The 20,420-nt window shown below is 56.1% G+C and carries 19 protein-coding genes; 13 read left to right on the top strand and 6 right to left on the bottom strand.

Annotation, left to right across the window (positions count from 1 at the left end):
- Positions 1 to 46: 46 nt before the first annotated feature.
- Positions 47 to 787, bottom strand: a complete 741-nt coding sequence (hemD, locus tag DD586_RS19280; RefSeq protein WP_012886478.1) for a uroporphyrinogen-III synthase — start codon at positions 785 to 787, stop codon at positions 47 to 49.
- The gene (gene hemC / locus DD586_RS19275) at positions 784 to 1,722 is read right to left on the bottom strand and encodes a hydroxymethylbilane synthase (RefSeq protein WP_012886477.1); all 939 of its coding nucleotides are present in this window, start codon (positions 1,720 to 1,722) and stop codon (positions 784 to 786) included. Before hemC ends, hemD begins: the two co-directional genes overlap by 4 nt.
- Positions 1,723 to 2,050: 328 nt before the next feature.
- On the opposite strand from hemC, the gene DD586_RS19270 reads away from it, so the two are divergent.
- Positions 2,051 to 4,609, top strand: coding sequence for a class I adenylate cyclase (locus tag DD586_RS19270; protein WP_012886476.1), 2,559 nt, complete (start codon positions 2,051 to 2,053; stop codon positions 4,607 to 4,609).
- A 112-nt stretch (positions 4,610 to 4,721) separates the two neighbouring features.
- Here the strand turns inward: DD586_RS19270 and cyaY are convergent, their stop codons facing one another.
- Entirely contained in the window at positions 4,722 to 5,042 is a 321-nt protein-coding gene (cyaY, locus tag DD586_RS19265; protein WP_012886475.1) for an iron donor protein CyaY, read from the bottom strand.
- A 77-nt stretch (positions 5,043 to 5,119) separates the two neighbouring features.
- On the opposite strand from cyaY, the gene lptM reads away from it, so the two are divergent.
- The 8 genes from lptM (at position 5,120) to DD586_RS19225 (ending at position 13,325) form a co-directional block, all read left to right on the top strand.
- A complete protein-coding gene (gene lptM, locus DD586_RS19260) occupies positions 5,120 to 5,287 on the top strand; it encodes an LPS translocon maturation chaperone LptM (RefSeq protein WP_020477063.1) in 168 nt (55 codons plus the stop codon).
- Positions 5,288 to 5,375: 88 nt separating this feature from the next.
- Complete coding sequence (dapF, locus tag DD586_RS19255; protein WP_012886473.1) at positions 5,376 to 6,200, top strand: diaminopimelate epimerase; 825 nt, start codon at positions 5,376 to 5,378, stop codon at positions 6,198 to 6,200.
- Positions 6,197 to 6,898, top strand: a complete 702-nt coding sequence (locus tag DD586_RS19250; RefSeq protein ID WP_012886472.1) for a DUF484 domain-containing protein — start codon at positions 6,197 to 6,199, stop codon at positions 6,896 to 6,898. The genes dapF and DD586_RS19250 overlap by 4 nt, the downstream gene beginning before the upstream one ends.
- Complete coding sequence (gene xerC / locus DD586_RS19245) at positions 6,895 to 7,803, top strand: tyrosine recombinase XerC (protein WP_012886471.1); 909 nt, start codon at positions 6,895 to 6,897, stop codon at positions 7,801 to 7,803. Before DD586_RS19250 ends, xerC begins: the two co-directional genes overlap by 4 nt.
- Positions 7,803 to 8,519, top strand: a complete 717-nt coding sequence (gene yigB / locus DD586_RS19240) for a 5-amino-6-(5-phospho-D-ribitylamino)uracil phosphatase YigB (protein WP_012886470.1) — start codon at positions 7,803 to 7,805, stop codon at positions 8,517 to 8,519. Before xerC ends, yigB begins: the two co-directional genes overlap by 1 nt.
- Positions 8,520 to 8,605: 86 nt before the next feature.
- Complete coding sequence (uvrD, locus tag DD586_RS19235; RefSeq protein WP_012886469.1) at positions 8,606 to 10,768, top strand: DNA helicase II; 2,163 nt, start codon at positions 8,606 to 8,608, stop codon at positions 10,766 to 10,768.
- A 370-nt stretch (positions 10,769 to 11,138) separates the two neighbouring features.
- On the top strand, positions 11,139 to 12,089 hold the full coding sequence (gene corA / locus DD586_RS19230; RefSeq protein WP_012886468.1) for a magnesium/cobalt transporter CorA: 951 nt from the start codon (positions 11,139 to 11,141) through the stop codon (positions 12,087 to 12,089).
- A 177-nt stretch (positions 12,090 to 12,266) separates the two neighbouring features.
- Complete coding sequence (locus DD586_RS19225) at positions 12,267 to 13,325, top strand: AbrB family transcriptional regulator (RefSeq protein WP_012886467.1); 1,059 nt, start codon at positions 12,267 to 12,269, stop codon at positions 13,323 to 13,325.
- Here the strand turns inward: DD586_RS19225 and rarD are convergent.
- Both rarD and DD586_RS19215 read right to left on the bottom strand, forming a co-directional pair.
- Positions 13,281 to 14,207 carry an EamA family transporter RarD gene (rarD, locus tag DD586_RS19220; protein ID WP_012886466.1) on the bottom strand — a complete coding sequence of 309 codons (927 nt, stop codon included), beginning with the start codon at positions 14,205 to 14,207 and terminating at the stop codon, positions 13,281 to 13,283. The genes DD586_RS19225 and rarD overlap by 45 nt on opposite strands.
- Positions 14,208 to 14,327: 120 nt before the next feature.
- Positions 14,328 to 14,798, bottom strand: coding sequence for a thioesterase family protein (locus DD586_RS19215; protein WP_012886465.1), 471 nt, complete (start codon positions 14,796 to 14,798; stop codon positions 14,328 to 14,330).
- Between the two features lie 224 nt (positions 14,799 to 15,022).
- Here DD586_RS19215 and pldA point away from each other — a divergent pair, with 224 nt between their 5' ends.
- The 3 genes from pldA (at position 15,023) to rhtC (ending at position 18,634) form a co-directional block, all read left to right on the top strand.
- Positions 15,023 to 15,892, top strand: a complete 870-nt coding sequence (gene pldA / locus DD586_RS19210) for a phospholipase A (protein ID WP_012886464.1) — start codon at positions 15,023 to 15,025, stop codon at positions 15,890 to 15,892.
- A gap of 155 nt (positions 15,893 to 16,047) precedes the next feature.
- Positions 16,048 to 17,892, top strand: a complete 1,845-nt coding sequence (gene recQ / locus DD586_RS19205) for an ATP-dependent DNA helicase RecQ (protein ID WP_012886463.1) — start codon at positions 16,048 to 16,050, stop codon at positions 17,890 to 17,892.
- A gap of 115 nt (positions 17,893 to 18,007) precedes the next feature.
- Positions 18,008 to 18,634, top strand: a complete 627-nt coding sequence (gene rhtC, locus DD586_RS19200; protein WP_012886462.1) for a threonine export protein RhtC — start codon at positions 18,008 to 18,010, stop codon at positions 18,632 to 18,634.
- Positions 18,635 to 18,691: 57 nt separating this feature from the next.
- Here the strand turns inward: rhtC and rhtB are convergent, their stop codons facing one another.
- Positions 18,692 to 19,312, bottom strand: coding sequence for a homoserine/homoserine lactone efflux protein (rhtB, locus tag DD586_RS19195; protein WP_012886461.1), 621 nt, complete (start codon positions 19,310 to 19,312; stop codon positions 18,692 to 18,694).
- A gap of 112 nt (positions 19,313 to 19,424) precedes the next feature.
- Here rhtB and pldB point away from each other — a divergent pair, with 112 nt between their 5' ends.
- Positions 19,425 to 20,417 carry a lysophospholipase L2 gene (gene pldB / locus DD586_RS19190; RefSeq protein ID WP_012886460.1) on the top strand — a complete coding sequence of 331 codons (993 nt, stop codon included), beginning with the start codon at positions 19,425 to 19,427 and terminating at the stop codon, positions 20,415 to 20,417.
- Positions 20,418 to 20,420 lie beyond the last annotated feature (3 nt).

The raw sequence follows: 20,420 nt of genomic DNA, 5'->3' as shown, positions 1-20,420 counted from the left end.
GACCGCAGCGTAACAGTCTATTCGATATCACTGCAGCTATTCGGTATCACTGTAGCGCGCGCATCAATGCATCGTTATCCGCGTTATCGGCGATCCGAATATCGCGCCAGCCCAACTCACGGGCCACGTCAGCCAGGCGTTCGCTAACCACCACGACCCGACAATCAACCAGCCAGGTCGTTCGATAATAATCAGGTACCAGGGTATAGAACTGCTGCAACATTTCTCCACTGGTGATGACCAGCGTGTCGATGCCCAGGCGTTGCCAGCGCTGGCACTGTTCCGCGCCGTCGTAGACCACCGGGTTACGTTGATAACATTCGCAGTAGCGTACTTGCGCACCGCGTTGCTGCAATGTGTCGCCCAGCAATTCTCTGCCGCCATTGCCGCGCAGCAGCAACGCCTGCTTGCCCGTGACGTGCTGTAACGCCGGGGACTGCAACAGGGTCTCACTGGTCGCGCGTTCTGGCGGGTAGTGCACCGCCAGGCCGCTGACGGTATGCAACGCCAGTCCGGTGGCGCGCCCTACGGCGAAGTAGGTGAGTGACTCGGGCCAGCCCATTCCGGCACGGGAGAGCGCCGGATCGGCGTATTCCACCACTTGCTGCGACAGGGCAAAAACCAAATCGCCGGGGCGTAACGCCTGTAGCATGGCGGGCAATTGCGGCAATTCGCTACCCGGAGAAAATTCAATTAACGGGCTATGGTAGGCTTGCAAGCCAGCCATTCTTAAACGGGCTACCAGCTGCTCACCCGCAGGAGAGGGACGGGTAACCAGAATCGTCATGACGAGGCTCCTCCGTAAACCGATTGCAGAATGTCGCGCGCGCCGCGTTCGAGCAGTTCATCTGCCAGACCGATACCCAGCGCTTCGGCATCCTGACGCGGGCCACGGCGTTCAGCGTAAATAATGCGACTACCGTCTGGCGCGCCCACCAGTGCCCGCAGGTACAATGTATCATCCTGTAGTTCGGCATAGCTGCCGATAGGCACCTGACATCCCCCTTCCAGCCGGGTGTTCATAGCGCGCTCGGCCAACACCCGTGTGGCAGTATCATCGTGGTTAAGCGGTGCCAGCAGCGCACGGGTACGAGCGTCGTCCAGTCGGCATTCCACACCCACCGCACCCTGACCGACCGCCGGTAACGACTGTTCCGGGCTGAGCGCGGTACGGATACGGTTTTCCAGACCAAGGCGTTTTAGCCCCGCAACGGCCAGAATGATCGCATCGTAGTCACCGTTATCCAGTTTGGACAAGCGGGTGCCGACGTTGCCACGCAGGTCGCGGACAACCAGGTCTGGGCGGTGGGCGCGCAACTGGCACTGGCGACGCAGACTGGAGGTGCCGACGCAGGCGCCTTCCGGCAGATCGTCAAGCGTGGCGTAGTTGTTGGAGACGAAGGCGTCGCGCGGATCGTCACGCTCGCAAATAGTCACCAGCCCTAACCCTTCGGGGAACTCGACGGGGACATCTTTCATCGAATGTACCGCGATATCAGCACGGTTTTCCAGCAACGCCAGTTCCAGTTCCTTGACGAATAATCCTTTGCCGCCCACTTTGGCCAGTGGTGTATCCAGTAGGACATCGCCACGGGTGACCATCGGAACCAGTTCCACCCGCAAACCGGGATGACAGGCTTCCAGCCGTTGCTGCACAAAGTGGGCCTGCCATAGTGCCAGCGGGCTCTGTCGGGTGGCGATCCTGAGAATAGTGTCTACCATGCTTAATACCGTATTGATCCTTTTTTTCCATCGTACCATTGAAGGCAAGCTGGTGTCAGTTGCCCGGCCGTCGCAATGACGAGAGTGGGGAGATCGAAAACCCTTGCCGGAGATAGCCGCACGTGGCAAAAGCGGCGATAATATGTGCAATGCTGAAGCATCAATAAACAAATCCGACTTTCTTTAGTTTCTTTACGCCCTTTCAGCAAGGTGTTAAATTGATCACGTTTCCAGCAATACTCTGCCCACCATTCTTCCAATATCTATCCAGGGCAGTCTGGAAAACAACGGCTTCTTTATAGGCACTGGGATAAGCAGGCGAAACGTCTTGTACTTCTACATCGAGACACTGAAGCAAAGACTGGATGCGATCAACCAACTGCGTGTGGATCGTGCTCTGGAAGCAATGAAACCGGCTTTTAAGCAGGTTTACAGTCTTTTGCCAGTTTTATTACATCATCATCATCCGTTGATGCCTGGCTATCTGGAAGGTAAGGTTCCCCACGGCATTTGTCTTTTTTTCCCCGATGAAAAACAGCAACACTACCTCGATAGCGTCGAGTTACGCTGGGGTGAGTTGTCTGCGCCGGATCGCAAAGGCGAATTGCCGATCACCGGTGTCTATTCGATGGGCAGCACCTCGTCCATCGGGCAGAGTTGCAGTTCCGATCTCGATATTTGGGTGTGCCACCAATCCTGGCTGGACAGCGAAGAGCGCCAGCGGTTACAGCAGAAATGTCTGTTGTTGGAAAAATGGGCGGCAGGCCAGGGGGTGGATGTCAGTTTCTTCCTGATGGATGAAAACCGTTTCCGCCACAACGAGAGCGGTAGCTTGGGTGGCGAAGACTGCGGTTCTACCCAACACATTTTGTTGCTGGATGAGTTTTATCGCACGGCGGTGCGCATGGCGGGCAAGCGCATCCTGTGGAACATGGTGCCAGTAGAAGAAGAGGAGCACTACGACGAGTACGTGCTGTCTTTGTATGCCCGTGGCGCGCTGGCACCAAACGAATGGCTGGATCTCGGCGGCCTGAGCGCACTGTCGGCGGAAGAATACTTTGGTGCCAGCTTGTGGCAGTTATATAAGAGCATTGATTCGCCTTACAAGGCGGTATTGAAAACGCTGCTGCTGGAAGCCTACTCCTGGGAATATCCCAATACCCGTTTGCTGTCGAGCGAGATCAAAGCGCGTTTGCATAACGGCGAGATCGTGTCTTTCGGGCTGGATCCATATTGCATGATGCTGGAGCGTGTGACCCAGTATCTGACGGCGATTGATGATCAGACCCGGTTGGACCTGGTACGTCGCTGTTTCTATCTTAAAGTGTGCGAAAAGCTCTCCCGCGAGCGCGCGTGTACCGCCTGGCGTCGCCAGATCCTGACACAACTGGTGCAGGCGTGGGGATGGAGCGATGAGCGGCTGGTGATGCTGGACAACCGGGCGAACTGGAAAATTGGGCAGGTGCGCGAAGCGCACAACGAATTGCTCGATGCCATGATGCAAAGCTATCGCAACCTGATCCGTTTCGCCCGCCGCAACAACCTAAGCGTCAGCGCCAGTCCGCAGGATATCGGCGTACTGACCCGTAAACTGTACGCGGCGTTTGAAGCCTTGCCGGGTAAGGTGACGCTGGTGAACCCGCAGATTTCACCTGACCTGTCAGAACCGAATCTGACCTTTATTTATGTGCCTGCCGGGCGTGCCAATCGCTCTGGCTGGTATCTGTACAATCAGGCACCGTCGATGGACGCCATCATCAGCCATCAGCCGCTGGAATATAACCGCTATCTCAACAAGCTGGTGGCCTGGGCGTACTTTAACGGCCTGCTGACATCGTCTACGCGTCTGCACATTAAAGGCCATGAACTGTGCGACATCGCCCGGCTGCAGGAACTGGTATCGGATGTGTCCAGTCACTTCCCGTTGCGGGTGGCGGCACCCACGCCGAAAGCGCTGTACAGCCCGTGTGAAATTCGCCATCTGGCGATTATCGTCAACCTGGAACATGATCCGACCGCGACATTCCGTAATCAGGTGGTGCATTTCGATTTCCGCCAACTGGATGTCTTTAGTTTTGGTCAACAACAGCAATGTCTGGTCGGTAGCATTGACTTGCTGTACCGCAATTCGTGGAATGAAGTGCGAACCCTGCACTTCAGCGGTGAGCAGGCGATGCTGGAAGCGCTGAAAACCATTCTTGGCAAAATGCATCAGGACGCCGCGCTGCCGGAGTCGCTGGAAGTCTTCTGTTACAGTCAGCACTTACGCGGGCTTATCCGTACCCGTGTGCAGCAACTGGTGTCAGAGTGCATTGAACTGCGCTTGTCCAGCACCCGTCAGGAGCCAGGCCGTTTCAAGGCGGTCAAAGTCGCGGGCGAAACCTGGGGGTTGTTCTTCGAACGCCTGAGTGTGTCAGCGCAGAAACTGGAAAATGCGGTGGAGTTTTACGGCGCGATTTCCAACAACAAGCTACAGGGGCTGCCTGTTCAGGTTGAAACCAACCATATCCATCTGCCACCGGTGGTGGATGGTGTCGCCAGTGAAGGTATTATCCAATTCTTCTTTGAAGATCAGGCGGATAATCAGGGTTTCAATATCTATATTCTGGATGAGTCGAACCGGGTGGAGGTCTATCATCACTGTGAAGGCAGCAAAGAAGAGTTGGTGCGCGACGTCAGCCGCTTCTACTCCTCATCGCATGATCGCTTTACCTACGGCTCCAGCTTCATCAATTTCAACCTGCCGCAGTTCTATCAGATCGTTCAACTGGATGGCCGCACACAGGTGATCCCATTCCGTAGCAGTGCCTTGTCGCATTTGTGCGTGACGCCTTCGTCTGAGGAAAAGAAGAATCTGGTGTTGAACCAGCGCTTGCAGATGCTGTAGTACGACGAGGGTAGTACCGCGTAGGGCATCTGGGGTTAATGACCGATAACCGAGCTAACAAGCCAGGGCGCAACTGCGCCCTGGCTTGTTTTAGGTGACAGCCTGCCCGGGTTTAGTCGAAATCAATCGCTTCGCCGCTCTGTTCTGAGCAGGCCTGCGCCAGCAGCGTCATGAAATCGCTGCCACTGCGGTCGCAAATCCAGCGGTTGTTCTGATAATCGAAGTGGTAGCCGCCGCCTTTGGTCGCCAGCCAGACCTGATGCATCGGCTCTTGCCGGTTAATCACAATCTTGCTGCCGTTTTCAAAACTCAGGGTCATCACGCCACCATTGGTTTCGTAATCGATATCCGCATCGCCATCAAACTGATCCAGCGTTTCTTCTACTTTTAGCATCAGCGCGTCGGCCAATTGATGAAACTCGCTATCGTTCATATTCGATTCCTATTGATTTTCATGATCCACCTGCGATTATAGAGAGCATAGGTCTCCGAATGACAGGTTTTAACGAAATGAAAACTTTTTTTCGTCAGGGCGCACTGGCATTGCTGGTGTTGTCGCTGGCTGGTTGTGGTTTAAAAGGCCCGCTTTATTTTCCGCCGGAGCAGCCAGCACCGGTTAAAAAAACGCAGCAACAAAACACCCAGGCTCCGCAAGCATCATCCGCCCGGCAGCAATAGCCGCCGTGATAGGCAGGGTGATTGAGGATAATCTCACGGGTTGCGACAGTGTGGCTGCCGCGCCCGTTTAACGCAGCGGGGTCAGGAAATGCAGTTCTCCAAAATGCACGGTCTGGGCAATGATTTCATGGTTGTCGATGCCGTGACGCAGAATGTCTACTTTTCACCGGATCTGATCCGTCGCTTATCGGATCGGCATTGCGGAGTGGGGTTCGATCAACTGTTGATCGTCGAACCGCCTTACGATCCTGAGCTGGATTTTCACTATCGCATCTTCAACGCCGATGGCAGTGAAGTAGCGCAGTGCGGTAATGGCGCACGCTGCTTTGCGCGTTTTGTCCGCCTGAAAGGGTTGACCAGTAAACGTGAGATCAACGTCAGTACGCATAACGGCCGCATGGTACTGTCGGTGACGGAAGATGAACTGGTGCGGGTCAATATGGGCGAGCCCAACTTTGAACCGCAACAGGTGCCGTTTCGGGCGGCTAAGCCGGAAAAAACCTATATTTTGCGCGCCGCGGAACACACGGTGTTGTGCGGTGTGGTGTCGATGGGTAACCCGCATTGCGTGCTTCAGGTGGATAATGTGGATACCGCGCCGGTGGAGGAACAAGGCCCGTTGCTGGAAAACCATGAGCGTTTTCCTGAGCGTGCCAATGTCGGCTTTATGCAGGTGGTTAATCCCCACCTTATCCGGTTGCGTGTCTTTGAGCGCGGTGCGGGGGAAACGCAAGCCTGCGGCAGCGGTGCCTGCGCCGCTGTGGCGGTCGGCATCCAACAGGGGCTGCTGGCAGCGGATGTCAAAGTCCAACTGCCTGGTGGTGAACTGGACATTCACTGGGACGGCCCCGGTCATCCGTTGTTTATGACCGGCCCGGCAACCCATGTTTATGATGGATTTATTCATCTATGAAAAATGTGGAAGAGCAGGCTGAACGTCAGGCGTTGACTGACGAACTGGTGTTACAGCATCTGCACCAGCACCCTGACTTTTTCATTCGCCATGCCCACCAGGTTGAGAGCCTGCGCGTTCCACACCCGGTGCGGGGCAGCGTCTCGCTGGTGGAGTGGCAGCTTGCCCGTCAGCGTAACCGCATCCAGTTTTTGGAAGAGGAGATCGCCTTGCTGATGGAGCAGGCGACCCGCAACGAAGCACTGTTCAGTCAGCTGCTAGCGTTGCAGATGGCGCTTTCTACAGCCGATTCGTTGCAGGACCTGCTCGACCGGCTGCACCGTTGGGCGCGCGAACTGGGATTAGTGGGGGCGGCCGTCCGTCTGTTTGCCGACCGTTGGCGCATCGGCGCGCCTTCCGACTTTACCCATCTGGCGCTTAACCGGACACTGTTTGAGCCGTTACGCATCCAGCGACTGGGCGAACGGCATCACTATCTTGGCACCCTCAACGGCCCCGAATTGCTGCTATTGTTACCGCAGGCGCGCCATGTCGGCTCGGTTGCGCTGTCGCTGATGGGAAAACAGGGCGATCTGGGGCTGTTGATTTTTAGCAGCCGCGATAGCCACCATTATCAGGACGGCATGGGCACCGAGCTGCTGCAACATCTGGCGATGATCGTGCCGGTGTTGCTGGAGCGATGGATTGAACGCCTATGAACCCCGATTCCCCTTTGTCAGCCCCGGCAGACGCTTTTCTGCGTTACCTGCGGGTTGAACGACAGCTGAGTCCGCTGACACAACGCAGCTACGCCCACCAGTTACAGGTGATTATTGAGATGCTGTCGGCATCCGGCGTGACGGACTGGTCATCGCTGGATGCGGCAGGGGTGCGGGCCGTGGTCGCCCGCAGCAAGCGTGATGGCCTGAACGCGGCCAGTCTGGCGCAACGTTTGTCTGCGTTACGCAGCTTTCTCGACTGGCTGGTGGGCCGTGGCGAGCTTAAGGCCAACCCTGCCCGCGGTGTGCCCGCACCGAAAGCCGGGCGGCATCTGCCCAAAAACATGGATGTGGATGAAATGGACCGCCTGCTGGATATCGATCTCAATGATCCGCTGGCGGTGCGTGACCGCGCCATGCTGGAAGTCATGTACGGTGCCGGGCTGCGTCTGGCGGAGTTGGTTGGGCTGGATTGCGGACACGTCAATCTGGAAAGCGGCGAAATATGGGTGATGGGAAAAGGCAGCAAAGAGCGCAAGCTGCCTGTCGGCGCGACGGCGGTAACCTGGTTGACGCACTGGCTGGCGATCCGTGACATTTATGCGCCAGAGGATGACGCGGTGTTTGTCTCTAGTCTGGGGAGGCGCATTTCGATGCGCAACGTACAGAAACGTTTTGCCGAATGGGGCGTCAAACAGGGGGTGAACAGCCATGTTCACCCGCATAAACTGCGGCATTCATTTGCTACCCACATGCTGGAATCCAGCGGTGACCTGCGTGCTGTGCAGGAATTGTTGGGCCATGCTAACCTCTCCACCACCCAGATCTATACCCATCTGGACTTTCAACATCTGGCATCGGTGTACGATGCCGCGCACCCACGTGCCAAACGAGGTAAATCCTGATGTATTTTTATCGCCCGCTTGATCGGATTGATGCCATTACATTCGATTTGGACGATACCCTGTACGACAACCATGACGTTATCCGGCGTACGGAACAGGAGTCGTTGCGGTTTTTGCAGAACTACCACCCCGGGTTACAGGCGTTCACCAGCGAAGGGTTGCGACAGTTACGCCAGGAACTGCTGGCGCAAGAACCGGAGATTTATCACGATGTGACCCACTGGCGCTGGCGTTCCGTACACCTGGCGATGACCCGGGTGGGCATGTCGCCAAACGAGGCCAAAACCGGTGCGGATGCGGTAATGGCGGAGTTTGCCCGCTGGCGCAGTGACATCACGGTGCCGCAGGAAACCCACGACACATTACGCGCGTTGGGGCAGCGTTGGCCGCTGGTGGCGATCACCAACGGCAATGCGGATCCCCATGCCTGCGGCCTTGGCGATTATTTTCAGTTTATTCTGCGTGCCGGCCCCGATGGCCGCTCCAAGCCGTCCCATGATATGTATCAGCTCGCCGCCGGGCGGCTGAATTTACCGTTGCACAACCTGCTACATGTGGGGGATGATCTGACCACCGACGTAGCAGGAGCGATCCGCAGCGGCGTGCAATCCTGCTGGATTAACCTGCGTGACGGCAACCTGATGCAGATTCACGATTCCCGACTGTTGCCGCATGTGGAAATTTTCAGTTTGGCATCGCTGACCACGTTGCTATAATTCTGCTATTTTTACTGTATATATAATCAGTGGAATTTGTCTCCGATCCGGAGGCCGGGTTCCCTTTTGACGGATAACCGACGCCTATGGACGTTTCTGACCTGCTCGACAGTCTGAATGATAAACAGCGTGACGCCGTGGCGGCGCCGCGCAGCAATATGCTGGTACTGGCTGGCGCAGGCAGTGGCAAAACCCGCGTACTGGTGCACCGCATCGCCTGGTTGCTGACGGTGGAGAACTGCTCGCCGTATTCGATCATGGCGGTGACCTTTACCAACAAGGCGGCGGCGGAAATGCGCCACCGTATCGATCAACTGCTCGGCACCAGCCAGGGGGGAATGTGGATCGGTACTTTCCACGGGCTGGCACATCGCTTACTGCGCGCGCACCATCTGGATGCCGGGTTACCGCAGGATTTCCAGATTCTGGACAGCGAAGATCAGCTGCGGTTGCTCAAACGGCTGATTAAGGCGCTGAATCTGGACGAGAAACAATGGCCACCCCGTCAGGCGATGTGGTACATCAACGGCAAAAAGGATGAAGGCCTACGGCCACAGCATATCGATAGCTACGGCAATCCGGTGGAGCAGACCTGGTTGCGCATCTATCAGGCTTATCAGGAGGCCTGTGATCGCGCCGGGTTGGTGGATTTCGCCGAACTGCTGCTGCGCGCCCATGAATTGTGGCTCAACAAACCGCATATTCTTCAGCATTATCGCGATCGCTTTAACAACATTCTGGTGGATGAGTTTCAGGATACCAACCGTATCCAGTATGCCTGGATCCGCTTGCTGGCTGGCGATAGCGCCAAAGTGATGATCGTCGGTGATGACGACCAGTCTATCTATGGCTGGCGTGGGGCGCAGGTGGAGAACATTCAGCATTTCCTGCGTGACTTCAACGACGTGACGACCATCCGTCTGGAGCAGAATTACCGTTCCACCGCCAATATTCTTAACGCCGCCAACGCGTTGATTGCCCACAACGGCGATCGACTGGGTAAAAACCTGTGGACCGACGGTATTGAAGGCGAGCCGATTTCGCTCTACTGCGCCTTTAACGAACTGGATGAAGCGCGGTTTGTGGTCAACCGTATCAAGGTGTGGCAGGAAGCGGGCGGTGCGCTCAGCGAATGCGCTATTTTGTATCGCAGCAACGCCCAATCCCGTGTGCTGGAAGAAGCGTTGTTGCAGCAAAGTCTGCCGTACCGGATTTATGGCGGCATGCGCTTCTTCGAACGACAGGAAATCAAAGACGCCTTGTCTTATCTGCGTTTGATGACTAACCGCAACGATGACGCCGCGTTTGAACGCGTGGTCAACACCCCGACGCGCGGTATCGGCGATCGCACCCTGGACGTGGTGCGCCAGACCGCCCGCGACCGTCAGTTGACGCTGTGGCAGGCCACGCGTGCGTTGCTACAGGAAAAGGTGCTGGCCGGGCGTGCGGCGGCGGCATTACAGCGTTTTCTGGAACTGGTGGATGCGCTTGCCAGCGATACTGCTGACTTACCCTTGCATGTGCAGACCGACCGGGTGATTCGCGACTCCGGCTTGTGGAGCATGTACGAGCAGGAAAAAGGCGAAAAAGGTCAGGCGAGGGTAGAGAACCTGGAAGAGCTGGTGACGGCGACCCGGCAATTCAGCTATCAGGATGAAGATCAGGATTTGCTGCCACTACAGGCGTTTTTGTCTCATGCGGCGCTGGAGGCTGGCGAGGGGCAGGCGGATGCCTATCAGGACGCGGTGCAATTGATGACACTGCACTCCGCCAAAGGGCTGGAGTTCCCACAGGTGTTCGTCGTCGGTATGGAAGAGGGGATGTTCCCCAGCCAGATGTCGCTGGATGAAGGCGGCCGTCTGGAAGAAGAGCGTCGGCTGGCGTATGTCGGCGTGACGCGTGCCATGCAGAAATTGACCCTGACTTACGCTGAAAGCCGACGGCTATACGGTAAGGAGACGTACCACCGTCCGTCACGCTTTATCGGCGAGTTACCGCCTGAGTGCGTGGAAGAGGTGCGGCTGCGCGCCAGCGTCTCGCGCCCGGTCAACCATCAGCGGCTGGGGACGCCAATCAGCCAGAGCGATACCGGCTATAAGCTGGGGCAACGGGTACGCCACGCCAAGTTTGGCGAAGGCACCATTGTTAACGTGGAAGGCAGCGGCGAACATTGCCGTATCCAGGTCGCCTTTGTGGGTCAGGGCATCAAGTGGCTGGTGGCTGCCTATGCCCGTCTGGAGGCGGTATAGCGCCGTCGGGCTATGATGGTGTGGGTGTTCAGTCTGTGCTCATCGGATGTGACGGGTGGACACAGACTAATCATCTGATTGTTTGTTGACAGTCTTTTTCATCTCAGCGTAACATGCGCCCATCATTATTCCCGGAGGACCCACGCCTTGGACACACCCAGTCGATACTGGCTCAATAACCTACTGATTAGGTATAACTTCTAAGGCTATCTTCCCTGTGCTGATAGCCTTTAAGGTTATCAGCGACACCGTTTGTCGCATCGAGTCAGCACCGTCTCACGGTCTGAAACCTGATGGTGACGTTTCCCACCCAGTTTCTGTGTTTCAATCGCGTTTTGTCCCTCTTTGTTACATTTTGGGAGCATGGCTTATGCTGAGCGCATTTAAACTCGATAACTGCCGTTTAACTCGCCTGGAACTGGATGAAAGCGACGATCTGACTACCTCGCTATGGGTGGATTTGGTCGAGCCGGATGACGAAGAGCGAGAGTGCGTGCAGAGTCAGCTGGGACAAAGCCTGGCGACACGACCGGAACTGGAAGACATCGAAGCATCAGCCCGTTTTTTCGAAGATGAGGATGGGCTGCATATTCACTCCTTTTTCTTTTTTGAAGATACGGATGATCACGCCGGCAACTCCACGGTGGCGTTTACTATTCGTGATGGCCGCCTGTATACGTTGCGTGAGCGCGAGTTGCCTGCTTTCCGTCTTTACCGCATGCGTGCCCGCGCACAAACGCTGGTCGATGGCAACGCGTATGAACTGCTGCTTGACCTGTTTGAAACCAAGATAGAACAGCTGGCGGATGAAATTGAAAATATCTACAGCGACCTGGAATCGCTGAGCCGGGTGATCATGGATGGCCGTCAGGGTGATGAATATGACGACGCGCTGTCGACGCTGGCGGAGCTGGAGGATGTGGGCTGGAAAGTGCGCCTGTGTCTGATGGATACCCAGCGGGCGCTCAACTTTTTGGTGCGTCGTGCCCGTCTGCCCAGTGGTCAATTGGAGCAGGCGCGTGAGATTCTGCGAGATATCGAGTCGCTGTTGCCGCATAACGAATCGCTGTTTCAGAAGGTCAACTTCCTGATGCAGGCGGCGATGGGGTTTATCAACATCGAGCAGAACCGCATCATCAAAATATTCTCGGTGGTATCGGTGGTGTTCCTGCCGCCAACACTGGTGGCATCCAGCTATGGTATGAACTTCGAATTCATGCCGGAACTGAAGTGGGCCTACGGCTATCCCGGCGCACTGGTGCTGATGCTGCTGGCCGGTCTGGCGCCGTATCTCTACTTCAAACGCCGTAACTGGCTCTAATGCCCTCCCTCTTTTCTTCCGATAGATGACTCGTTGACCGCAAGGCTAACGAGTCTCTGCTACGCTTTCATCGATAATTATTGATAACGGACAGATTTAGCACCGATAGATGCCCGCCAATTGGGCTTGCGGGGTAAAATAACCGCTCTTGTTTTGATGCTGTAACAGGTACTGTGCATGGAGAGGTTTTCCGCATCGACACAATGGTTCATGCTGCTGGCAGTATCGTTGGTGTTGGGATTTGGTTTACAGTTTTATCATGTTCCGGCGGCACTGCTGCTAGGGCCGATGCTGGTCGGTGTGGTCATGGGCCTGAACGGTTCGACCATTCGCATCCCCCGTACGTTCTTTTATGCCAGTAATGCCGTGCTAGGCTGTCTGGTCGCGCAAAGTCTCTCCCTGTCTATCCTGACGCCGCTGATGAAAGAGTGGCCGTTGGTGGTCTTCATTCTGTTATCAACGCTGATTGCCAGCGGCTTGTCCGGCTGGTTGTTGATGCGTTACAGCGAACTACCGGGAACGACCGGCACCTGGGGGGCATCACCGGGTGGGGCGTCGGCCATGGTGGCGATGGCGAGTGACTTTGGCGCGGATGTTCGTCTGGTGGCGTTCATGCAATACCTGCGGGTATTGATGGTGACTGCGTCGGCGGCGTTTGTGGCGCGAGCCAGTCTCGGGCCGGGTGCCGAAGCCAATAATGCGCTACTGGTTTGGTTCCCCTCGCTGGACTGGCGCTTCCCCGGTACGCTGGCGATGGCGTTTAGTTGTGCCTGGGTGGGTCGATGGTTGCGTATTCCTTCCGGCCAACTGTTGGTGCCCATGATCGTCGGGTCACTATTACATTCTTCCGGCATCATGACATTGCAAACACCGGAATGGTTACTGGCGGTGGCTTATGCCTTGATTGGCTGGAGCGTTGGGCTGTCATTTACCCGGCCGGTGTTTTTGCTGGCGCTGCGAACCCTGCCAAAAATGATGCTGTCGATTATCACGCTCATGCTGCTGTGTGGTGGGATGGCGCTGATGCTGATGCATCTGCTATCGGTGGATATGCTGACCGCCTATCTGGCAACCAGCCCCGGCGGGCTGGATTCTATCGCTATTATTGCCGCCGGTAGCCGGGTGGATATCGCGTTTGTGATGGCGCTGCAGACGATGCGCCTGTTCACTACCCTGATTTTCAGCCCGATCTTATCGCGTTACATCTCGCGTCACGCGGAGGCTGGCGCGGCGTAGCCGCCGCTGCGTATAGAGCGCATCGAACGTAAACACGCCGAGTGCCAGCCAGATGAACGCAAAGGTGACCAGCCTGTCTGGTGTGATGGTTTCACCGTAGACCAGTATCGCCAGCAGGAAGGTCAGCGTCGGTGCCAGATACTGGAAAAAGCCTAGGGTAGACAACCGCAGGCGTACGGCGGCAGCGGTAAACAGCAGCAGCGGCACCGTAGTTACCACGCCTGACGCCATCAACAGCAGATTGAGCGATAACGGGTTTTGACTGAATTGGCTGGTGGGGGAATCGGCCAGCCATTCCAGATAAATGAGTGCCGCAGGCAACAGCCACAGCGTTTCAAACAGCATCCCGGTCTGGCCGTCGATGGCGATCTTTTTACGCAATAAGCCGTAAACGCCGAAGCTGAAGGCCAGGGTGAGCGCGATCACCGGCAGTGAGCCGAGCGTCCACAACTGAACCAGTACGCCACACACCGCCAGCAGCATCGCCAGCCATTGCGTCGGACGAAAACGTTCGCCAAGAAATAGCATTCCCAGTAGCACGCTAACCAACGGGTTGATGAAATAGCCCAGGCTCGCTTCCAGCATGTGGTTATGGTTGACTGCCCAGATATACGTCAGCCAGTTACAGGCGACCAGTATGGCGGTAATCGCCAGCAGTAATAGCTGGCGCGGCTGACGGCAGGCATTACGTACCGCCCCCCAGTTACGGCACAGGGTCAGCAGCAACAGCATGAAAAAGAATGACCAGATAATCCGGTGGCCCAGAATTTCATTAGCCGGTACTTGCCTGATTTGTTTGAAATAAATTGGGGCAACTCCCCAGAGGATATAGGCACCAAGGGCGAACAGAACCCCCTGGCGGTGTTGTGGCATGCTGTCCATTGATAAAAACCAGTCACCCGCAAATGAAAAATCCAGTGTACCGGAGCGCAGCGCGGGTGTCTTGTTACCGTGCGCCGGGAAGTCTCCTGTCACGGTGTCTTTAACCCCCAATAGGTGTGTTTAACCCACGATGTAGGTGGCGATGGCACTGGCGATATGCGAGTGTTTTTCATTATGCAGCTCAGCCCGCGCGACGGCGATTTTATTTCCGCCACGTAGCAAATGACTGGTCAGGGTAAAGTGTTCGCCGCGACCGGGCCGCAGGTAATCCACCCGCAGGTCGATGGTGCCCATGCGTGAAAGCCGATGCTGTAATTCCTGTTCGCTCAGGGTATCGTGGCGCAATAACGCGCTGCCCACACAAACCAGCCCTGCCGCCACATCCAGACCGGCGGCGATCACGCCACCGTGCAGGATCTGCTGCAATGCGTTACCCACCAGCTTGTTCTGATGGTTAAAACGCAGTGTCACCGCGTCCGGCGAAAAGGCTTCCAGCGTGAGGCCCAGTTCCTGATTGAACGGCATCTGATAGATAAAAATGTCGCTGACACGCTGACGTATCCTATCCTGAGTGAGCGGTGTAGTAGGCATGTGTGAGTCCTTAATAACGATAACACCGGTAGGGTGGTTAATTTTTGTGTCTTTATTAGTTAATGAGTTGTTATTTTAGGCGTCGTTATGGTTTCTTGCTACTGGCGGTGGTTATAAGAACAGGATAACTGCGTAAACCGGATGCGCTGTGTACACTATCCGCCGCGAATTCAGTTCGTTTTTGGGGCCACTTATTTATCACGATCCTTTGGGAGATGACGTACATGTATAAATCAGGCGGGGTGATGGTTGCGCTGATGCTGGCGACGACGGCACAGGCGCAGGAGGCTCGCGTTCAGGAAATTCATGATGCGCCAGCCGTACCGGGCAGTATTATCGCCGGTTTGCTGCAACAGCATGATACGCCGTTTATTCTCTATCCGTATGAAAGCAACTACCTGCTTTATACCTACACCAGCGATATCAATAAGCAGGCGATTGAGAGTTATAGCTGGGCTGAGCATGCCCGTAAAGACGAAGTGAATTTCCAGATAAGCCTCGGTTTTCCGCTGTGGCGTGGCATCGCCGGTGATAACTCACTGTTGGGCGCGTCCTATACTCAGCGCTCCTGGTGGCAGATGTCCAATAAAAGCGAGTCCTCCCCGTTTCGTGAAACCAACTACGAACCGCAATTATTTCTTGGCTGGGCGACCGATTATCGCTTTGCTGGCTGGACGCTGCGCGACGTGGAATGGGGATTTAATCATCAGTCGAATGGGCGTGCCGACCCGACCTCGCGGAGCTGGAACCGGGTCTATGCCCGCCTGATGGCGCAAAATGGTAACTGGCAGGTTGATGTGAAACCCTGGATTCGTTTGCACGATAGCGAAGATGATAACCCGGACATCATCCGCTACATGGGCCATTACCGGGTGCGTGTTGGCTACCGCTGGGGCGATAGCGTTTTCAGCGCCGAAGGGCGTTATAACTGGAACAGCGGTTACGGCAGCGGTGAGATAGGCTGGAGTTATCCGATCACCGATCATGTGCGTTTTTATACCAAGGTATTCAGTGGTTACGGCGAGTCGCTGATCGATTACAACCACCGCCAGACCCGCTACGGCATTGGTGTGACGCTCAATGACATGTTGTAGTCAGGCCGGTCTGCTTGCGGGTATCGCTGCGGGCCGTTACAGAAAACCCGGCAACAAACGTTGCAGTTTTAGCGGGTGGCGCTGAAAATAGCGGCGGTTTGTTTTTCCCAACGCAGTGACTAACTTTTTTCAGGGCAGTGAATAACGGTGAAGGCGTGTCTACGGCAGACGTATTGAATGCGGACGTATTGAGTAAAGAAATGCTGGCGATGCAGGTACTGCGCGAAACCTTCGGCTACCAGCAATTCCGGCCGGGCCAGCAGGACATTATCAATGCCGCCATCAACGGGCGCGACTGCCTGGTTATTATGCCGACCGGCGGGGGGAAGTCGCTGTGTTATCAGATCCCGGCGCTGGTGCTGGATGGGCTGACGCTGGTGGTATCGCCGTTGATTTCCCTGATGAAAGATCAGGTCGATCAATTGCAGGCCTACGGCGTGGCGGCGGCGTGCCTCAATTCGACCCAGAGTCGTGAACAGCAACAGGCGGTGTTCAACGCTTGCCGTCGTGGTGAGCTGAAGCTGTTGTACATTGCGCCGGAACGCCTCTCGACCGACGGTTTTCTGGACCAACTGGTGCACTGGAATACGTCGCTTATCGCCATTGATGAAGCTCACTGTATTTCCCAGTGGGGGCACGACTTCCGCCCTGAATACCGCGCGTTGGGGCAGATTAAGCAACAGTGCCCTACACTGCCGATTGTGGCGTTGACCGCGACCGCTGACGACACCACCCGTCAGGATATCGCCCGTCTGCTGGATTTGCGCGATCCGCTGGTCAATGTCAGCAGTTTTGACCGACCCAATATCCGTTACACGCTGGTGGAAAAATTCAAACCGCTCGATCAACTGTGGCTATTTATACATGGGCAGCGCGGTAAAAGCGGCATCGTGTATTGCAACAGCCGGGCGAAAGTTGAAGACCTGTGTGCCCGGTTGCAAAACCGTGGGCTGAGTGTCGGCGCCTATCACGCCGGGCTGGACAACGACCGTCGCTCTCAGGTGCAGGAGGCGTTTTTGCGCGACGACCTGCAGGTGGTGGTGGCTACCGTGGCGTTCGGGATGGGGATCAATAAACCGAACGTCCGTTTTGTGGTGCATTTCGATATCCCACGTAATATCGAGTCCTATTATCAGGAAACCGGTCGCGCGGGTCGCGATGGGTTGCCCGCCGAAGCGGCGCTGTTTTATGACCCGGCGGATATGGCCTGGTTGCGCCGTTGTCTGGAGGAGAAACCGGCGGGGATGCAACTGGATATTGAACGGCACAAACTCAATGCGATGGGGGCGTTTGCCGAAGCGCAAACCTGCCGTCGTCTGGTGCTGCTCAATTATTTTGGCGAAAACCGCCAGCAGTCGTGCGGCAATTGCGATATTTGCCTTGATCCACCACGGCGTTATGACGGGCTGGTGGATGCGCAGAAAGCCTTGTCCTGTGTTTACCGGGTGGGGCAACGGTTTGGTATCGGGTACATCGCCGAAGTGCTGCGTGGTGCCAATAATCAGCGTATCCGCGAATTCGGTCACGACAAATTGCCGGTGTATGGCCTGGGGAAGGACAAAACCCAGGAGCAGTGGGTCAGTATTTTGCGTCAGTTGATTCATCTGGGCCTGCTGGCGCAAAACATTGCCCATCATTCCGCGCTGCAACTGACCGAGTCAGCGCGGCCGGTATTGCGCGGTGAAGTGCCGTTGCAACTGGCGGTCCCAAGGGTGAGTAGCCTGAGTAAGCCGCGTGCCAGCCAGAAAAGCTACGGCGGCAATTACGATCGCAAGCTGTTCGCCAAGCTGCGTAAATTGCGTAAATCCATTGCGGATGAAGACAATATTCCGCCATACGTGGTGTTCAGTGACGCCACGCTGTTGGAAATGGCTGAACTGTTGCCATTGACCGCCAGTGAGTTGCTGGCGGTCAATGGCGTTGGTCAGCGGAAACTGGAGCGATTTGGCGTCCCCTTTATGACGCTGATTCGTGATCATCTCGATAGCGGCGACGACTGATATTTATTGGGTTTGCTTGTCGGGCTGTTGTGTTTGCTGGGGCTACCTCGTTTGTCGGGTTCATCGCTTTTTTCTGTATCTGAAAATTTTCTGCATCTAAAAAGAAGGATTGCTTATGTTGATGTTGTTTCTCACGGTGGCGTTGGTGCATCTGATTGCGCTGATGAGCCCAGGGCCGGATTTCTTTTTTGTTTCCCAGACGGCGATTAGCCGCTCCCGTCGTGAAGCGCTGATGGGGGTGCTGGGAATTACGCTGGGCGTACTGGTGTGGGCCGCTATCGCCTTGCTGGGGTTGCACCTGTTACTGGAGCGCATGGCGTGGCTGCACCGCATTGTTACCGTCGGTGGTGGCTTGTATCTGTGCTGGATGGGCTGGCAATTGCTGCGATCGGCGTTGCGTCAGCGCGCGCATCAGGATGAGGGTGCGGCTGTTGAGGTAGCGCTGCCGCAGCGGGGTAAGACCTTTATGCGCGGATTGTTAACCAACTTGTCTAACCCTAAAGCGCTTATCTATTTCGGTAGTGTGTTTTCGCTGTTTGTCGGTGATGACGTGGGGGCCGCGGCACGCTGGGGGCTGTTTACGCTCATTTCACTGGAAACCTTGCTGTGGTTCAGCGTGGTGGCGCTGGTGTTTGCCTTGCCGGTGATGCGTCGTGGTTATCAGCGGCTGGCGAAATGGGTGGATGGTCTGGCGGGGGCGTTGTTTACCGGTTTTGGTATCCACCTGATTATTTCGCGTTGATGTGAGCTGGCGGGAAGAGACCCGCCGCGGCATGCGCGGCGAGTCGGCAAAACAAGATCAGGCTTTACGCGCTGTAGCCAGCAGCGCGCCAACCAGAATGAACAGTGAGCCGAAAGTGCGGTTGAGCTGTTTGAGCTGGCGCGGGCCTTTCAGCCACAGCGCGATGCGCCGCGCTAGCGTGGCATAACCAATCATCACTATCACATCCACGACCACGGTGGTGACGCCCAACACCAGATACTGCATCGCCTGAGGCTGGTGCGGAATAATAAACTGGGGGAACAGTGCCGCCAGAAACACGATACTTTTCGGGTTGGTCAGGTTGACCAAAATCGCTCGTTTAAACAGGCGGCGGCGCGGCATACTGTTCGCTAGCGTCTGCAAATCCAGCGACCCGGCGCTACGCCATTGCTGAATACCCAGCCAGATCAGATAAGCGGCACCGAGCCATTTCAGTGCGTCGAACGCCAGTACCGACTGCGATAACAGCGCCCCAAGGCCTATCCCCACCAGCACGATGTGAATAGTCAGACCCAGTTGCAGCCCGGCGATAGAGGCAACCGCGCCCCGGTAGCCGTGGCTGATGCTAGTGCTCATGGTGTTGATAGCGCCGGAGCCGGGGGACAGGCTTAATATAAGCGTGGTGAGAAGGTAGGTTAGCCACCAGTCTTGGGTCATGGGTGATGCTCCCTGATTGCGGTTTTTTATGCCACAATACGCTAACGCCTGTCTTTGTGCTACCGCTCACAAAAATCAAACTGCTCAGCATGATTGACCTCGGGAGAGCCTGATGAATCCGTATCCGGAATGCCTGCTGACCAGAGAGTGGCAGTACGCCGCATTTGTTACTGGTCCCTTGCTGGATTTCTGGCGACAGCGTCAGGAGGGTATGTTCATCGGGGTGGATGACGTGCCTGTGCGTTTCGTGCGTTTTACCTCATCGTTGCATCGCCATCTGGTGGTGGTATTGCCCGGGCGTACCGACAGCTATGTAAAATACGCCGAGGTGGCCTATGACCTGTTCCAGTGCGGCTATGACGTCCTGATGATGGACCACCGCGGTCAGGGGCGTTCGGGCCGGTTGCTGAAAGACGGCCATCGTGGGCATGTTAACCGTTTTAGTGATTATGTGGACGACGTGGCGACCCTGTGGCAGCAACAGGTCGCGCCCGGGCAGTATACCCGGCGGTTTGCGCTGGCCCATTCGATGGGGGGGGCGATTCTGGCGCAGTTTCTGGCCCGCCAGCCACAGGCGTTTGATGCGGCGGCGTTGTGCGCACCAATGTGCGGCATCCTGTTGCCGATGCCGCGCTGGCTCGCCTGGCGCATTCTGGCGTGGGCGGAACGTCGCCCCAGGATCAGGGATTATTATGCGATTGGTACCCGTCCGTGGCGACCATTGCCGTTTATGGCCAATGAGCTAACGCACAGCCGTGAGCGCTATCGCCGTCATGTCCGTTTTTATGCCGATGACCCGGATTTACGCATCGGCGGCCCGACCTATCATTGGGTACGGGAAGCGTTACGGGTAGAAGAACAGTTACTGCAACAAGCACCCACCATCACCACGCCGTTACTGCTGTTGCAGGCGCAAGAGGAGCAGGTGGTGGATAACCGCAGCCAGGACGCCTTTTGTCAGGCGTTGGCGGCAGCCGGTCACCCGTGTGTGGGAGGCCGTCCTTACGTCGTTCGCGGTGCCCGTCACGACATTCTGTCGGAAAAGGATGCGATGCGGGCCGATGCCTTCGGGCAGATTTTGCAACATTTCAGCGATTATCATTAATAC

The organism is Dickeya parazeae Ech586, from assembly GCF_000025065.1.
Lineage (GTDB): Bacteria > Pseudomonadota > Gammaproteobacteria > Enterobacterales > Enterobacteriaceae > Dickeya > Dickeya zeae.
This window is presented reverse-complemented; position numbering and strand designations above follow the sequence as displayed.

What these genes read in the sequence shown, in the direction of transcription:
- hemD (WP_012886478.1), bottom strand. Translation starts at nt 787, where the DNA reads ATGACGATTCTGGTTACCCGTCCCTCTCCTGCGGGTGAGCAGCTGGTA.
- hemC (WP_012886477.1), bottom strand. Translation starts at nt 1,722, where the DNA reads ATGGTAGACACTATTCTCAGGATCGCCACCCGACAGAGCCCGCTGGCA.
- cyaY (WP_012886475.1), bottom strand. Translation starts at nt 5,042, where the DNA reads ATGAACGATAGCGAGTTTCATCAATTGGCCGACGCGCTGATGCTAAAA.
- lptM (WP_020477063.1), top strand. Translation starts at nt 5,120, where the DNA reads ATGAAAACTTTTTTTCGTCAGGGCGCACTGGCATTGCTGGTGTTGTCG.
- dapF (WP_012886473.1), top strand. Translation starts at nt 5,376, where the DNA reads ATGCAGTTCTCCAAAATGCACGGTCTGGGCAATGATTTCATGGTTGTC.
- DD586_RS19250 (WP_012886472.1), top strand. Translation starts at nt 6,197, where the DNA reads ATGAAAAATGTGGAAGAGCAGGCTGAACGTCAGGCGTTGACTGACGAA.
- xerC (WP_012886471.1), top strand. Translation starts at nt 6,895, where the DNA reads ATGAACCCCGATTCCCCTTTGTCAGCCCCGGCAGACGCTTTTCTGCGT.
- yigB (WP_012886470.1), top strand. Translation starts at nt 7,803, where the DNA reads ATGTATTTTTATCGCCCGCTTGATCGGATTGATGCCATTACATTCGAT.
- uvrD (WP_012886469.1), top strand. Translation starts at nt 8,606, where the DNA reads ATGGACGTTTCTGACCTGCTCGACAGTCTGAATGATAAACAGCGTGAC.
- corA (WP_012886468.1), top strand. Translation starts at nt 11,139, where the DNA reads ATGCTGAGCGCATTTAAACTCGATAACTGCCGTTTAACTCGCCTGGAA.
- DD586_RS19225 (WP_012886467.1), top strand. Translation starts at nt 12,267, where the DNA reads ATGGAGAGGTTTTCCGCATCGACACAATGGTTCATGCTGCTGGCAGTA.
- rarD (WP_012886466.1), bottom strand. Translation starts at nt 14,207, where the DNA reads ATGGACAGCATGCCACAACACCGCCAGGGGGTTCTGTTCGCCCTTGGT.
- DD586_RS19215 (WP_012886465.1), bottom strand. Translation starts at nt 14,798, where the DNA reads ATGCCTACTACACCGCTCACTCAGGATAGGATACGTCAGCGTGTCAGC.
- pldA (WP_012886464.1), top strand. Translation starts at nt 15,023, where the DNA reads ATGTATAAATCAGGCGGGGTGATGGTTGCGCTGATGCTGGCGACGACG.
- rhtC (WP_012886462.1), top strand. Translation starts at nt 18,008, where the DNA reads ATGTTGATGTTGTTTCTCACGGTGGCGTTGGTGCATCTGATTGCGCTG.
- rhtB (WP_012886461.1), bottom strand. Translation starts at nt 19,312, where the DNA reads ATGACCCAAGACTGGTGGCTAACCTACCTTCTCACCACGCTTATATTA.
- pldB (WP_012886460.1), top strand. Translation starts at nt 19,425, where the DNA reads ATGAATCCGTATCCGGAATGCCTGCTGACCAGAGAGTGGCAGTACGCC.